14 protein-coding genes are annotated in these 14,422 nt (G+C 41.2%); 10 read left to right on the forward strand and 4 right to left on the reverse strand.

Going from position 1 to position 14,422, the window contains the following annotated elements; translation table 11 throughout:
* Positions 1-63 precede the first annotated feature (63 nt).
* The 7 genes from ABS301_RS11210 to ABS301_RS11240 all read left to right on the forward strand — a co-directional run bounded on the left by ABS301_RS11210 (position 64) and on the right by ABS301_RS11240 (position 9,127).
* Positions 64-1,464 carry an L-fucose/L-arabinose isomerase family protein gene (locus ABS301_RS11210; protein WP_349672311.1) on the forward strand — a complete coding sequence of 467 codons (1,401 nt, stop codon included), beginning with the start codon at positions 64-66 and terminating at the stop codon, positions 1,462-1,464.
* Between the two features lie 18 nt (positions 1,465-1,482).
* The gene (locus tag ABS301_RS11215; protein WP_349672312.1) at positions 1,483-2,301 is read left to right on the forward strand and encodes a transketolase; all 819 of its coding nucleotides are present in this window, start codon (positions 1,483-1,485) and stop codon (positions 2,299-2,301) included.
* Positions 2,298-3,242 (forward strand): transketolase family protein, encoded by a 945-nt coding sequence (locus tag ABS301_RS11220; RefSeq protein ID WP_349672313.1) that lies wholly within the window; start codon positions 2,298-2,300, stop codon positions 3,240-3,242. Before ABS301_RS11215 ends, ABS301_RS11220 begins: the two co-directional genes overlap by 4 nt.
* Positions 3,239-4,699 carry an FGGY-family carbohydrate kinase gene (locus ABS301_RS11225; RefSeq protein ID WP_349672314.1) on the forward strand — a complete coding sequence of 487 codons (1,461 nt, stop codon included), beginning with the start codon at positions 3,239-3,241 and terminating at the stop codon, positions 4,697-4,699. Before ABS301_RS11220 ends, ABS301_RS11225 begins: the two co-directional genes overlap by 4 nt.
* 26 nt (positions 4,700-4,725) lie before the next feature.
* Positions 4,726-5,772, forward strand: coding sequence for a LacI family DNA-binding transcriptional regulator (locus ABS301_RS11230; protein WP_349672315.1), 1,047 nt, complete (start codon positions 4,726-4,728; stop codon positions 5,770-5,772).
* 202 nt (positions 5,773-5,974) lie between these two features.
* On the forward strand, positions 5,975-7,828 hold the full coding sequence (locus tag ABS301_RS11235; protein WP_349672316.1) for a beta-glucoside-specific PTS transporter subunit IIABC: 1,854 nt from the start codon (positions 5,975-5,977) through the stop codon (positions 7,826-7,828).
* A 21-nt stretch (positions 7,829-7,849) separates the two neighbouring features.
* Entirely contained in the window at positions 7,850-9,127 is a 1,278-nt protein-coding gene (locus ABS301_RS11240; protein WP_349672317.1) for a glycoside hydrolase family 140 protein, read from the forward strand.
* A gap of 19 nt (positions 9,128-9,146) precedes the next feature.
* On the opposite strand, the gene ABS301_RS11245 is transcribed toward ABS301_RS11240, so the two are convergent.
* Entirely contained in the window at positions 9,147-10,007 is an 861-nt protein-coding gene (locus ABS301_RS11245) for a pentapeptide repeat-containing protein (protein ID WP_349672318.1), read from the reverse strand.
* Between the two features lie 229 nt (positions 10,008-10,236).
* On the opposite strand from ABS301_RS11245, the gene ABS301_RS11250 reads away from it, so the two are divergent.
* On the forward strand, positions 10,237-10,797 hold the full coding sequence (locus ABS301_RS11250) for a PadR family transcriptional regulator (protein ID WP_349672319.1): 561 nt from the start codon (positions 10,237-10,239) through the stop codon (positions 10,795-10,797).
* Complete coding sequence (locus ABS301_RS11255; RefSeq protein WP_349672320.1) at positions 10,797-11,273, forward strand: flavodoxin family protein; 477 nt, start codon at positions 10,797-10,799, stop codon at positions 11,271-11,273. Before ABS301_RS11250 ends, ABS301_RS11255 begins: the two co-directional genes overlap by 1 nt.
* Positions 11,274-11,279: 6 nt before the next feature.
* Here the strand turns inward: ABS301_RS11255 and ABS301_RS11260 are convergent, their stop codons facing one another.
* Positions 11,280-12,089 (reverse strand): MBL fold metallo-hydrolase, encoded by an 810-nt coding sequence (locus tag ABS301_RS11260; protein WP_349672321.1) that lies wholly within the window; start codon positions 12,087-12,089, stop codon positions 11,280-11,282.
* Positions 12,090-12,214: 125 nt separating this feature from the next.
* Between ABS301_RS11260 and ABS301_RS11265 the strand changes: the two genes are divergently transcribed.
* Positions 12,215-12,847, forward strand: coding sequence for a DUF3267 domain-containing protein (locus tag ABS301_RS11265; protein WP_349672322.1), 633 nt, complete (start codon positions 12,215-12,217; stop codon positions 12,845-12,847).
* On the opposite strand, the gene nudC is transcribed toward ABS301_RS11265, so the two are convergent.
* Positions 12,848-13,714, reverse strand: coding sequence for an NAD(+) diphosphatase (gene nudC, locus ABS301_RS11270; RefSeq protein WP_349672323.1), 867 nt, complete (start codon positions 13,712-13,714; stop codon positions 12,848-12,850).
* Between the two features lie 100 nt (positions 13,715-13,814).
* Positions 13,815-14,321, reverse strand: a complete 507-nt coding sequence (locus tag ABS301_RS11275; protein ID WP_349672324.1) for a nucleoside deaminase — start codon at positions 14,319-14,321, stop codon at positions 13,815-13,817.
* Positions 14,322-14,422: the final 101 nt, after the last annotated feature.

A 14,422-nucleotide genomic window follows, 5' to 3' on the forward strand; every position in this document is an offset into this window, starting at 1 on the left:
AATTGTAATTAAGTTGGCTCCAGTAAATAATATGGATAGCAGTTAAAAAAAGGAGACATGTGTATGACAAATGTAGTATTGGGATTCGCACCGACGAGAAGGAGTATTTTCTCTGCGCCGGATGCAGTTAAGTATGCAGATTTGACCAGAAAAAAACTGGAGGAAATGGGAGTTACTTTCGTAGATATTACAGATATCTCAGAGGATGGTTTGCTGCACAGTGAAAATGACAGAATAAAAATTGCAGAGAAATTCAAGGCAGAAAAAATTGACGGTCTGTTTATTCCCCACGGTAACTTTGGTACAGAGTATGAGGTAGCAAGACTCAGCAGGGAATGCGGCGTACCAGTACTGCTTTGGGGACCGAGAGATGAGCGGCCGGATGAAAACGGAATCCGTCTCAGGGATAGTCAGTGCGGGCTTTTTGCAACAGGAAAGGTTCTGCGAAGATTTAAGATTCCATTCACTTATTTATGTAATTGCCGTCTGGAGGATGAGGCTTTTTACAGAGGTGTCACTAATTTCCTGGCTGTATGTAATGTGGTAAAGGCTTTTAAAAAGACCCGGATCCTTCAAATTGGACCAAGGCCATTTGATTTCTGGTCCACTATGTGTAATGAAGGGGAACTTCTTGAGAATTTTAATATTCAGCTGGCGCCCATCCCCATGCCGGAGCTGACGAAAGAAATGAAGCGGGTAAGAGAAGATGAGAATAAGATTCAGGAGATCGTAAGTTACTGTAAGAAAAATTTTGAAGTAAACATAAAGGATGAGGACCTTAAGACTGTGGCAGCGCTAAAAGCGGCTATGAGAGCTCTGGCAGACCGTTATGGATGCAATGGGATTGCCTTGCAGTGCTGGAATGCACTTCAGGAAGAAATCGGAATTATGCCCTGTGCGGCAAACAGTCTGTTAAATGAAGAGGGACTTCCTGTTGTATGTGAGACTGATATTCATGGTGCAATTACAGCGATTATGTGTGAGGCGGCAGGACTTGGGAAAGCAAGGACATTTTTTGCTGACTGGACTGTCAGGCATCCTGATAATGAGAATGGAGAACTTCTGCAGCACTGCGGTCCCTGGCCTCTTTCCTGCGCATCCTGTAAACCGTCAATTGGATATCCTCTTGCTTTCAGCCATCCGGGAGCCGTGGAAGCTCAGGCAAAACTGGGAGAGATGACCCTTTGCCGCTTTGATGGTGATAACGGAGAGTACAGTCTGCTTCTTGGCAATGCGAAAGGAATCGAGGGACCTTACACCAAGGGAACTTATGTATGGGTGGAGGTTGAAAATTTAAAGCGGCTGGAAGCTAAAATTGTAGAAGGGCCTTATATCCATCACTGCGTGGGTATTCATAAAAACGTGGTGCCGGTTCTGTATGAGGCATGTAAGTATATTGGTATTTCACCGGATCTTTATGATAACAATGACGAAGAAGTAAAAGCTTGGATTCGGGGAGAATAAGAAAGGATGTGAAGGAACATGGACAGACTCACTAGGAAGGCTTATGAACTTCGAAGGGATATAATAGAGGAAGTATATCGGTCGAAAGCCGGTCATATTGGCGGGGATTTAAGTGTGATTGACATCTTAACCGTGCTTTATTTTGAAGTGATGAATGTGAATCCCAAAAACTGGAAGTCTGATGACAGAGACCGCTTTTTGCTTAGCAAGGGACACTGTACGGATGCACTTTACATAACTCTGGGTGAACTGGGATTTTTTGATAAGCAGAAGGCCATAGACACTTTTAGCAGCTTTGGTTCTATTTTTATTGGACATCCCAACACAGATGTGCCTGGAATTGAGATGAATTCCGGATCATTAGGACACGGACTTTCTTTAGGAGCAGGGATGGCACTGGCAGCCAGAATGGATGGACGGTCATATAGAACCTATGTTGTTTTGGGAGATGGTGAAATGGCTGAGGGATCAAATTATGAAGCAATGATGGCAGCCGGACATTACGGTTTGGACCAGTTGTGTGCAACCGTCGATTTAAATGGTCTTCAAATCAGCGGGACGACTGGGGAGACCATGAAAAGTGATGATCTGGGTGAAAAATTCAAGGCGTTTGGCTGGTATGTTATAGAAGTGGAAGATGGAAATAATTGTAAGCAGCTTCTTGCCGCTTACCAGGAAGCTGAGGCGAAAAAAGGTCAGCCTTCAGTCATTCTTGCCCATACCACAAAAGGAAAAGGGGTGTCATTTATGGAAAACCAGAAGAAATGGCATCATGGTGTCATGACAGAGGAGCAATACAGAAAGGCAGTAGAAGAATTAGAGGGGGTGTTGGCATGAGTCAGGTAACAAACCGTCAGGTAATTTGTGATACTCTTTTGGATGCAGCAAAAAAAGACCGGGATATTGTGGTGGTATGTTCTGATTCCAGGGGTTCCGCGTCCCTGGCACCGTTTGCAGAACAGTACCCGAAGCAGTTTGTTGAAGTAGGAATTGCGGAGCAGAATCTGGTATCTGTATCTGCGGGCTTAGCTTCCTGCAATAAAAAGGTTTTTGCGGCATCGCCAGCAAGCTTTTTGTCTACCAGAAGCTACGAACAGGTAAAGGTTGATGTGGCTTACTCAAAGACCAATGTAACGTTAATCGGAATCAGCGGAGGTGTCAGCTACGGAGCACTGGGTATGACTCATCATTCCTGTCAGGACATAGCTGCCATGGCAAGTCTGCCTGATATGCGGGTTTATCTGCCTTGCGATCGCTTTCAGACAAGAAAGCTGATTGAGTCACTTCTTGAGGATGAAAAGCCTGCTTACGTAAGAGTCAGCCGTTCTGCCACTGAGGATGTATATGAAGAGAATATGGATTTTAAACTGAATCGAGCCAATGTGATTAAGGAGGGAACAGATGCCGTCATTATATCCTGCGGAGAATTGGTTCCTTATGCTGTAAAAGCAGCAAAGGAGCTGGAACGTGAGGGGTATCGTGTTGGAGTCATTGATATGTATTGTTTAAAGCCAATGGATGAGAACGCTGTGATTAATGCGGCAGAAAAGGCTGATTTGATTGTGACAGCAGAGGAGCATTCTCCTTACGGGGGACTTGGGAGCATGGTGGCACAGATTGTATCCGCCAGCTGTCCCAAAAAGGTGGTGAACCTTGCGCTCCCTGACGGACATATTATTGCAGGTACAAATCATGAAATATTTCAATATTATGGACTGGACGATCAGGGAATAAAAAGGGCTGTTATAGCGGGATTGAGTCAGGGGCTGGTAAAATGAGATGTGTAGTTGCTATTGATCAGAGCACACAGGGAACAAAGGCAGTGCTTTTCGATGATAAGGGTAAATTAATTGGCAGGGCAGACCGAAAGCATAAGCAGATTGTCAATGAAAAGGGTTGGATCTCCCACGATTTAAAAGAAATTTATGAAAATACAATTTTAGTTGTAAGGGAAGTACTGGATTGTTCCGACATAGGAAAAGAGAGCGTGGCAGCAATAGGAATCAGTAATCAGAGAGAATCAACTGCCATATGGAGCCGGAGCGGGGAGCCGTTTGCCAATTCCGTTGTCTGGCAGTGTAACCGGGCAGCACGGATCGCTGACCGTTTTAAAAACTGCAGTGATGATATTTATGAGAAGACAGGGCTTCCTCTTTCACCCTATTTTTCGGCGGCTAAAATGACATGGCTTTTAGAAAATGTCTCTTTAAAGGAATCTTATTGTCTGGGAACAATGGACAGTTATCTGGTCTACAGGCTTACAAAGGGATGCAGTTTTTTTACAGATTACTCCAATGCATCCAGAACCCAGTTATTTAACCTCCATACCCTGAAATGGGATGAAGATCTGTGCCAGATGTTTGGAATACCAATAAAGGCACTGCCTGAAGTATGTTCCAGTGATGCCTGCTTTGGTTATACTGATTTTGAGGGGTATCTTGATGAGCCGGTACCTATATATGGAGTAATGGGAGATTCTCACGCCGCTTTGTTTGGGCAGGGATGCCATATGCCGGGACAGGCAAAGGCAACCTATGGAACGGGATCCTCTATTATGATGAATGCCGGGGATTCATTTGTAAAAAGCAGTACAGGTCTTGCCACATCTCTTGCCTGGGGAATGGGAGGCCGTGTAGAATATGTTTTAGAGGGGAATATTAATTATGCAGGAGCAGTTATTTCCTGGCTGAAAAACGAGATGGGTCTTATTTGCTCGGAGGAAGAAGCGGAAGTACTGGTTCATAATGCAAATCAAAAGGATACCGCTGTATTAATTCCGGCATTTTCCGGACTTTCTGCGCCTTACTGGATGGAAAATACCAGAGCCATGATTTTAGGTATGAGCCGGACGACAGGAAAAGCAGAGCTGGTAAAAGCAGCAGTTGAGAGCATTGCCTTCCAGGTAGCGGACATACTGACTGCCATGGAAAAGGACAGTAATAAAGTCCTAAAAGAGTTGTGTGCAGATGGTGGGCCTGCTGGAAACCGCTATTTAATGCAGTTTCAGTCTGATATATCAGATATTCGTATGCGGGTATCAAAACAGGAAGAGCTTTCTGCCATCGGAGCAGCATACATGGCAGGAATCGCTGCTGGGGTTTATGACAGGAGCAAAATATTTACCAATATAGATTATGAAATTTATAACAGTCACATGGACAAGGATAGCAGAAATGAGAGAAAAAACCGCTGGAAGGAGGGAATTAATCTGGTCTGCCTAAATGCCGGTGGCTAAACGATCATAAAAGAAAGGATACGGCTATGAGGCTGAAAGCAAAGGATATTGCGGCGGCTTTGGGAATTTCACCGGCGACCGTCTCTCTGGCGTTAAATAATAAGCCCGGGGTTAAACCCTCAACCAGAAAGCGGATTCAGAATTATATTCTGATGGAAGAAGAAAAGAATAACAGCAGGTTAAGGGCAGAGTATACCGAAAGTAAGGGAACTGTGCTGATGCTTAACTATATTAAGCATGGAATTATTTTAAAGCAGAGGGAAAATAAACGGAACCCTCTGCTTTTTGATGATTTTGAATACATCTGTAATAAAGCGGGATACAGGTTTGATTACCAGGAGTTTTACGAAAAGACAGGAAGTCTGGAGAAATTGCTGAATAAATGCAGGAGCGGAACTATAAAGGGAATCTACATGATGGCAGCGGAAATGAATTACAGTGATATTTATCCTTTTGGACAGCTTAAAATTCCTGTAGTGGTGGGAGACAATCTGTTCTATGAACAGGGGATGGACAGCTTTCTCATTGATAATAAAGAAGGAATCTGCAGAGCGGTAGATTATCTGGTTGATAAAGGGCACAGTTATATTACCTATCTTGCAGAAAAGGTTGATATCTTTAATTTTACAGAGCGGAGAGAAGCATTTGTAGAGGAAATGGAAAAACGGCACTGTGGAGACGGAAGCAGCCGCATTATCCGCTTAGGAAACCAGATTGATGAAGTATATGAAGCTATGAACCGGTATCTGGATGGAGGTCTCAGAAAAACCACCGCATTTGTTCTGGAAAGCTCCGTGGTATCCCTGGGAGTAAGCAAAGCCCTTTTGGAACGGAATATCCGTGTGCCAAGAGAAATCTCCTTAATCGGGTTTGACGCACTTCCAAATCTTAGTATACCTGGAATAAATCTTACCCTGATAAAAGGGACCCATACAATGAGGCATAAAGCAGCCATGAGTCATTTGATCAGGCATATTGAAAATGAAGAAGGGGAGATGGTCCGGGTTTATTACAAAACCAGACTGCTGGAGGGAGAAAGCGTATTTGATAAAAACAAGTACATTTACAAATAATATTTTTTAAATTTAATTTAAAAATTTATAATAAATGCATAAAAAATATGGAAAAACGTGGCGGTTTTCTATGGTGTTTTGATTGATACGGAGAAATGTCCGAGGGGGATTGATTGAGAAAAAAACGGGTGATAGTATGAGTTTACAATACTTGATACAAAGAAGGTATGAAAGGTATGACTCAATCTCAGGAGGGATAATCATGGCTAAGAAAAATTACGATGAGCTGGCAAAACAGATTGTGGCCAGCGTAGGGGGAGCGGGTAATGTTAATTCCCTGATACACTGTGCAACCAGACTGCGCTTTCAGATTAAAGATTCAGCTAAAGTTGATAAAAAAAGGCTGAGCCAGACGGAAAAAGTCATAACGGTGGTGGAAGCGGGTGGTCAGCTGCAGGTGGTGATCGGAAATGCAGTAGGGGATGTGTATGATGCTATATTAGCAACGTCATCCATTAGGGCCGGGGATATGGATACGGATGATAAAAAGAGCAGTGATAAAAATATTATTAACATGTTCATGAGTACGGTTTCCGGAATTTTTGCGCCAATACTGGGAGCAATGTCGGGAGCCGGTTTATTAAAGGGACTCCTGATTCTGTTTACAACAATGGGATGGCTGTCAACGGAGATGGGAACCTACCGTATTTTATTTGCAGCGGCAGATGGGGTATTTACATTTCTTCCGGTTTTCCTTGCCTATACATCAGCAAAAAGATTTAAGGCAGATCCGTTTGTGTCAGTGGCAATTGCTTCTGCACTGATGTATCCCAACATAACTGCAGCGTTTGCAGCAAAGGAGTCTTTGACATTTTTAAATATTCCGGTGGTTCTTGTAAGCTATACTTCATCTGTAATTCCAATTATTCTTTCCGTTTATGTACTTTCTAAGCTGGAAAGAGGACTTAGAAGTATTCTTCCGGATATAGTTAAGAATATTTTCACACCTCTATTATCGCTTGTCATTATGGTTCCTTCTACCTTCCTGGTAATTGGGCCGGTTTCTGATTTTGCGGGAAAAATTCTGGCAGGAGGTTATACAGCTCTGGTTTCTGTCAATCCGGTTATTGCAGGCTTTATTCTTGGACTTGTATGGCCGGCTGCGGTTATGTTTGGACTTCATTGGGGATTTATTCCCATTGTCATCAATAACATTTCACAGTATGGAAGAGATACTCTGTTTACGATAACAGGTCCTAACAATTTTGCTCAGGCGGGAGCTGCGCTGGGAGTATTTCTAAAGACTAAGAATAAAAAAGTAAAAGATATTGCCGGACCTGCAGCGCTTTCAGCAGTGCTTGCCGGTATTACAGAACCAGCCATTTATGGAGTAACATTAAAATACAAAAAGCCGTTCTTTATTGGGGCATTTTTTTCCGGTATTGCAGGAGCAATCACTGCAGCAGTTGGTGCAGGTGCTCCTACCGTTTTAGGAACCAGCCTTCTTACCTTAACCGGTTATATCGGAGTGGGATTTGCAGGATTCTGTGCGGCATGCGCCATTGCCTATTTTGGCTCTGCCATTTGTACGTATCTGTTTGGATTCAGTGATGATATGCTTCTTGAAGATACAACAACAGAGACTTCAGCCGATGTGGTTAAACAGGAAGAAGAGTTAGCAGCACCTGTAAACGGAACGATCCTGTCATTATCTGAAGTAAAGGATCCTGTATTTGCAGGAGGCGGATTAGGGAAAGGCAGTGCAATTTTGCCGGATGACGGCACATTTTATGCTCCTTGTGATGGAACAGTTGAAACTGCATATCATCACGCAGTGGGGATGATGACGGATCAGGGGGCTGAGGTTTTTATTCATGTTGGTTTAGACACGGTGAAACTGGAAGGTAAATTTTTTGAGCTTTTCGTAAAAACTGGTGACAGGGTTAAGAAAGGTGATCTTCTTATTAAGGCGGACTTAAACAGGATCAGGCAGGAAGGTTATGATGTAACTACCATGGTTTTGGTAACAAACAGCAGTGATTATGCAGATATTTTAACTACAGAGGAAAAAAAGGCTGTGGCAGGAAATTGTATGATTCGTTGTATTCCCAGGTAATGAAAGATTTGGAGGTTTTCCATGAGCAGACTTAAGATACATGAAAACAAGAGGGGTTTTACACTGGAGGGCCGGAATTTCTTTTACCTGGCAGATACGGTTTGGAGCGCATTTACTTCAATCACTTTGGAGGAGTGGGAAGATTATCTGGAAAGACGCTGGGTTCAGGGATTCAATGTGCTGCAGATTAATACACTGCCGCAATGGGACAGATGTATGTCCGATGTGGGGTTATATCCGTTTTACACAGAGGATGGTCAGAAATTTGATTTTACCAAGTGGGATGATGCGTATTATGAACGAGCACGACAGATGTGCCGCATGGCTGTTGATAAAGGATTTCAGCTGGCACTGGTGGTATTGTGGCTTAATTATGTTCCGGGAACCTGGGGAAGCAGACTGGTAGATTTAAATGTGATGCCGGAGGAGTTTATCAGTACTTATACAGAAAAAATAGTGGAAGTATTTGATGAGTTTGATCCCATCTATGTTGTCAGCGGAGATACGGATTTTGATACGGAAGAGGCAGTTTCCTATTATGAAGCGGCACTTAAAACGGTATGTGAGAAATCTCCCCAATCATTAAAAACCATGCATATTAAGAGGGGATATGATTATATACCGGAACAGTTTTTAGACCGCCTGGATTTTTATATGTACCAGTCAGGACATTTTGCGGAAGGACAGGATATGGCTTATCTCCTTGCTGAAAAATTCTACAGGGATTATCCGGTAAAACCGATTGTAAACGCAGAACCCTGCTATGAGCAGATGGGATACAGCCGGAAGATGTACGGCCGTTTTCAGCCATATGACTTACGTAAGGCAGCGTGGAGCGGAATTTTGTCTGGCGCATGTGCAGGGGTTACGTATGGTGCCCATGGAATCTGGAACTGGAAAAAAACAGGAAAGAAAGCCAATCCTGTATTGGGTGAAGGATTTGATGAGGCGTTTCCTGTGTGGGAGGCAATTCATTTTCCAGGTGCCTGGGATTACGGGTTTATTGCTAACTTTCTGGAAGTGAATGGTATTGAAGAGTTGATTCCTGTACAGGAGCTCTTACTTGGGAAATCAGAGCAGATTCGGATGGCTGTAACCAATGATGAGCGGTATCTTATCTATGTTCCTTATACGACAAAGCTTGTGATTGGAAAGGAACTGAAAGGATATTACGGCAAAGCGGTGGATCTGGCTACTGGAAGAACCGCCAGAGTCAGGCTGACGCCTGAGGCCGGAGAAACCTCTGTGTCCATGCATGATTTTAAAGGTGACGGGTTAATTGTACTTGAAAGATATTAGAACATACTATTTAACTTTGTTAGAACCAGGCTGCCGGACGGCTTAGATTGTCCGGCAGCCTGGTATTTTTATTTCCAATTGCGGAGTTGATCTGCATCTGTGTTAAAAATATACTCTCACTTAAATCCGTATCTTTAACGTTGGCATCACGGATGTCGGCACCTAAAAAATTGGTTTTCTTCAAACTGCAGCCTGTAAAATTGGCGGCAATCATAAGTGACATACTGAAATCTTTTCCGTCCAGATTTGCCTTTTTAAAATTTTTGCCCAGATACATCATGTCTGAATGCCTGCTTGTAGATGTACTGATTGAAATTATGCTGCTTATTTGTTTTAAAATGGTATTTACTTTTAACCGGTATGTTGAAAGGTCTGTCTTTAAACAGTTTTCTGGAAGCATTTCTGCAATCTGTTCATTTTCCTGTATCAGTTCATCTATGGTTGATTTTAATTTGTTATCAGATGTTAACTGAAATGCTTCTACCAAATACCATAGCATCTGATGAAGCTGAAATACAATCATAAACGATTCGAATATCATGTCTGCCTGTTTGGGATTTGTTTTCCAGGTGCCATTAGTCAGACAGAGTTGAGTGGCTCTTTGGCCCGCGCCAAAACAGTCATAAGCGATACACCCTTTGTAATTCTTTTCACTTAGTTTGGAATGTATGTTACATCCATAATCGGAGTCGAGATAGGCGCATGGTATTCCAGCCTCTTTGTTTGCAGGAAATCCATCTGTCTTTGTGCAGTATAAAGAAACACAGCATAAACCGCTGCAATTTTTGCAATCTATTTTTAGTTTTAACGCGTAATCAGCGTATTTGTTTTTATTATTATTATTATTATTATTATTATTATTATTATTATTATTTGTCAATTTGTGGCCACCTTAAAAACTTTTTTGTATTTGCGTATTTAATTTACTGTCTTTTGGTGGATATTATATCATAGGTACTGGTCTATTACCATTCTCTTTATTCCATAAACAAATGGTATTTGTTTTTTAAGTCAGCATAAATAGAAGAATTATAATTTGTTGAATTTATACTTGATTTATATATCAATATGATATATCATAATGCTATATAAAACTTGGAGGTATACGAATGAGGGAAAACACTGGAAAGTCAAAATTTGTCATACTGGGAATGCTTGCCCGTATGCCGCTGACCGGTTACACAATTAAAAAATGGCTGGAAAATGAATACAGTCATTTTTGGCAGGAAAGCTATGGACAGATATATCCCACTTTAAAGGTACTGGTTGCGCAGGGATTGGCTGTCTGCTCCGACAAGGGAGAACATGGTAACGGACGGGGACAAATCGTATACAGCATTACCGAAGCGGGCAGAAAAGAACTTTCGGAATGGCTGCGCGAGAAACCGGAGATTGAAAAGCTTCGTTATGAAATACTGCTTAAAATCTCTTTTGGAGAGAATACTGAATCGGAAGTGTTAATCGGTCACCTGGATGACTTTATCAGGAGAAATGAAGAACTGGTAAAAGAAATGAAAGACTGTATGGAGAATCTTAGCAAGTTAACGGGTGAGGGGATTGATTGTACTTATAGCCATCTGACTGCGCTGTGTGGGGTACATGTTTATTCTGCAATGAAGGATTGGGCTGTAGAAGCAAAGAAAATTATAATTGAGAAAGGGGAATCATAATGAAGAGTGCTTTAGTTGTATATTTTTCATTTGAAGGTAATACGAAATTGATAGCGGAAAAAATTGGGGAGACATTAAATGCGGATGTTATTGAGTTAAAGACAAGTAAGAAGTATCCGACTGAGGGAATTGGAAAGTTTTTTTGGGGCGGAAAAAGTGTTGTTTTTGGAGATAAGCCGACGTTGACAAACGAAAGCATTGATCTGAGCCGTTATGATACAATTATTATTGGAACACCGGTTTGGGCGGGATCATTTGCTCCACCTATCAGAAGTTTTATTAACGATTATAAGATTGTTAATAAAAAGATTGCAATATTTGCAAGCCATGGCGGGGGAGGAGCAGCAAAGTGTTTTGCAAAGCTAAAGGAGGCATTGCCGGAGAATAAATTTGTAGGTGAGATTGCATTTGTGGAACCTAAGAAAAATCCCGAGAGCATTGACAGCGCGGCAAAGTGGGCCGCAGCGCTGTCGTGAGTCAATTTAAATCGTGATTGTCAGTCCGGCACCTACTTCATGGATGGGGATGCGGCTGTTTATTTCGGCTTTAACCTTGAAAGAGACGCAATGGCAAGGGTATAATTCCTTAATGTTATTATCGAGAAAATACTGAATTGTCTGCTCAAGCCTTGCGCCTGTTTGAAAAAGATGAAAACCTCCAATTACTCCTAAGACAGTTTCGTTTTTACAAACGATTTTAGCGTATTCGATAATATTACAGATACCGCTGTGAGAGCATCCTGTAATAATAAACAGGCCCTTGCTGCATCTATAAACAAGGGCAGAATCGTCCATCACGTAATCATCGAGATAACAACTATGGGATATTTCTTTCTCCCCGATGGGAGTTCTTGCCTCGAACGAGTGAGTAATGGGTATCTCTCCTAAGAAAACAATATTATTGCTGATAGAAACAGGATGTTTTGTGACAGATAAATGACTGATTTTGTCTACCGTATTTTCTGTAAGATTAAAACCGACATTTTCACCAGACGCTATCTTTGGCTTAAAAACATCCGGATGGGCAAAAAGTTCTACATGGGATAAATCATATTGATCTCTTAAGAAATGAAACCCACCAGTGTGATCATTATGACCATGGGAAAAAGCGATTTTTGTGATATCAGCTAAATCAATATGCAGTTTTTTCGCATTATGGATAAACACGTCAGAATATCCAGTGTCAAACAATATTTTTTCATCTTCATCTTCCATATAATAACTGACAGCAGGCTCTCCTAAAAGGTATTGATCAATTAAAGTATTATTATCAACTAAAACAGTTAATTTCATAAAAAAACTCCTTTGCTATTGAAATTATATACGTCGGAAAAATTCGGGAATATCACTGTTTAATATTGTCGCAATGCGATATATAATCTATAAGAACTATTATGCAATAATTGAGGTGATAAACTATGAAATTTATTAAGAAAATACCACTGGAGAATGAAGACACAACCAGAAAACTGAAAGAGCAAGGCTGGTTTCGTTTAAAAGAACCAAGGTCTGTATCGGGAGCAATATTATGGTCTATGCCAATCAGTCTGATCCTGATGTTATCCGCAGCGGTATGGTGTTATTTTTTATATCCGCCATTTAAGAATCTGCTTTCCGGACAGCAGGGGTTTTCCCTGGAAATTACCATAGGCATCGAGATTTTATATTATCTTTTAGGAATGATTTTATATCTTTTCATTCATGAGTTGATTCATGCGGCATTTATACCGGGAATAAGAAAGTCAGATAAGACTTATTGGGGATTTAATGGACTGTTTGGTTTTGTATTTACCCAAGAAATCCTTACCAGAAAAAGAATGGTGGTCATATCACTTATGCCGCTTTTTATTCTCTCATTTGCAGTACCGATTCTTTTAGCTGTTTTCGGTCGATTAAGTGGTTATCTCATTTTTTTAAGTGTATTTAATGCTGGAGGCGCGTGTGTTGATGTGTTAAATGTAATATTAATTCTTTCACAGGTTCCTAAAGATGGAATTCTTATTGCAAACGGATTTGCAACCTTTTACAGAAACCCAGGAAGGAAAGCCTGATCAGGCGTTTCCCCCCTGGGTTTCGTTTATTTTACCATTTTTAAACAACAGAATCATTTCATGAGTCAGGCTGATATTGGTAAAATCATCGGGGATATCCTCAGGAGCCATCCAGACAGCTGTGGATAATTCTGTTTCATCCAGCGTGACTTGTGGAGAACCATCCAGCTCGGCCCAATAGCCCATCAAAATGGAATCTGAAAAGCCCCATGGCTGGTTTTTATAGTACCGTATATTTTTTACGCGCAGACCAACTTCCTCCATGACTTCCCGGTTTACCGTATCCTCTAAGGTCTCACCAAACTCTGTGTAACCAGCCAGAAGTGCATAGCGTGTGTATTCCCTGCCTGCATATTTCGTAAGCAGCAGCTTTCCCTCGTGGATGATGCCAACAATGACTGCGGGTGCAATCTTTGGATAGACGGTGTTACCGCAGGAGGAACAAACCATAGACCGTTCTTTTTTGCTTTTAATCATCTCTGATCCGCAGCAGCCACAGTAGCGGTTAGATGAGTAGAAGCGGTGAAGCTGGGAGGCACACACAGCTGAAAAAGATACCCACATGGGTGTTAATTCCCGCAATATGCTATTTTTGAAAAGACTGATACCAGGGGTATCCGCTAGTGATACACTGGTTTCGTCTACCAGAAAAAAATCCATCTGATCGATGGAAAATAAATAATCACAATGGGACATGAATTGGCTTCGAACCTCATCTTCTAATGTAGAGAATCGTGGAATTGTATTGGATTTGCCTTCTGTCAGACAGATGCTCCCTTCTGAAAAATAGAAAAAACAGCTGTCTTCAGCAGGTGATTTTACTTCAAATTCGTTATGAAATACGTGGGGGAAAATATCTTGTATCATATGTTTAAGACCTTCTTTTTTGTAATTAGAAATTAGTCAGTTGGATCTATTTTAGAATTAATCAGGCGTTCTGTCAAGATGGCTTCAGAATTAGTAAATATTATCCTAAATTAATTAAGGTTTTACAAAAATCAGTTAAAGCGCCTTCTTTTTTTATTTCAATGTATTTCCTTAATAGAAGTTTTCCCTCTTCACGTAAAATCCCTCCATAACACTTGGGGAGTGTGTATGATTTTAAAACATCATAATTTGAATCCCATTTGTTATTTAATAGTGAAACGGCTCCGTCTACAGGTGATTCCATAGAAAAGTATACCTCTCCAATAAAAAAGCCCATGGCGGCACCAAGACACATCATGCAAGGTTCTAATGTAACAAAGAGCTGCATATTTTTTCTTTCTTTCACAGTATAACCTTTTTCATCAACTTCCCAAAGGACTTTCATTTCCGCATGTCGTAAATAAATTCTATTACTTTCACCAGACGAGTGAGCCTTTCCCACAATATCATCGCCACTAAAAATTACAGCGCCCACTGGTAATTCGCCATTTTGTAATGATTTTGCGCCTTCTTTAATAGCAATTCTCATTTTTTCTTCAACAGTCATGACCTCTCCTTTTTATATCCCCGTGTTTGGTGATTACCAAACTAAAAGAACTTATATACGTTATTTTTATCACACAGAACAATAAATGTAAACAACGAATA

Source organism: Lacrimispora sp., assembly GCF_031982545.1.
Lineage (GTDB): Bacteria > Bacillota > Clostridia > Lachnospirales > Lachnospiraceae > Lacrimispora.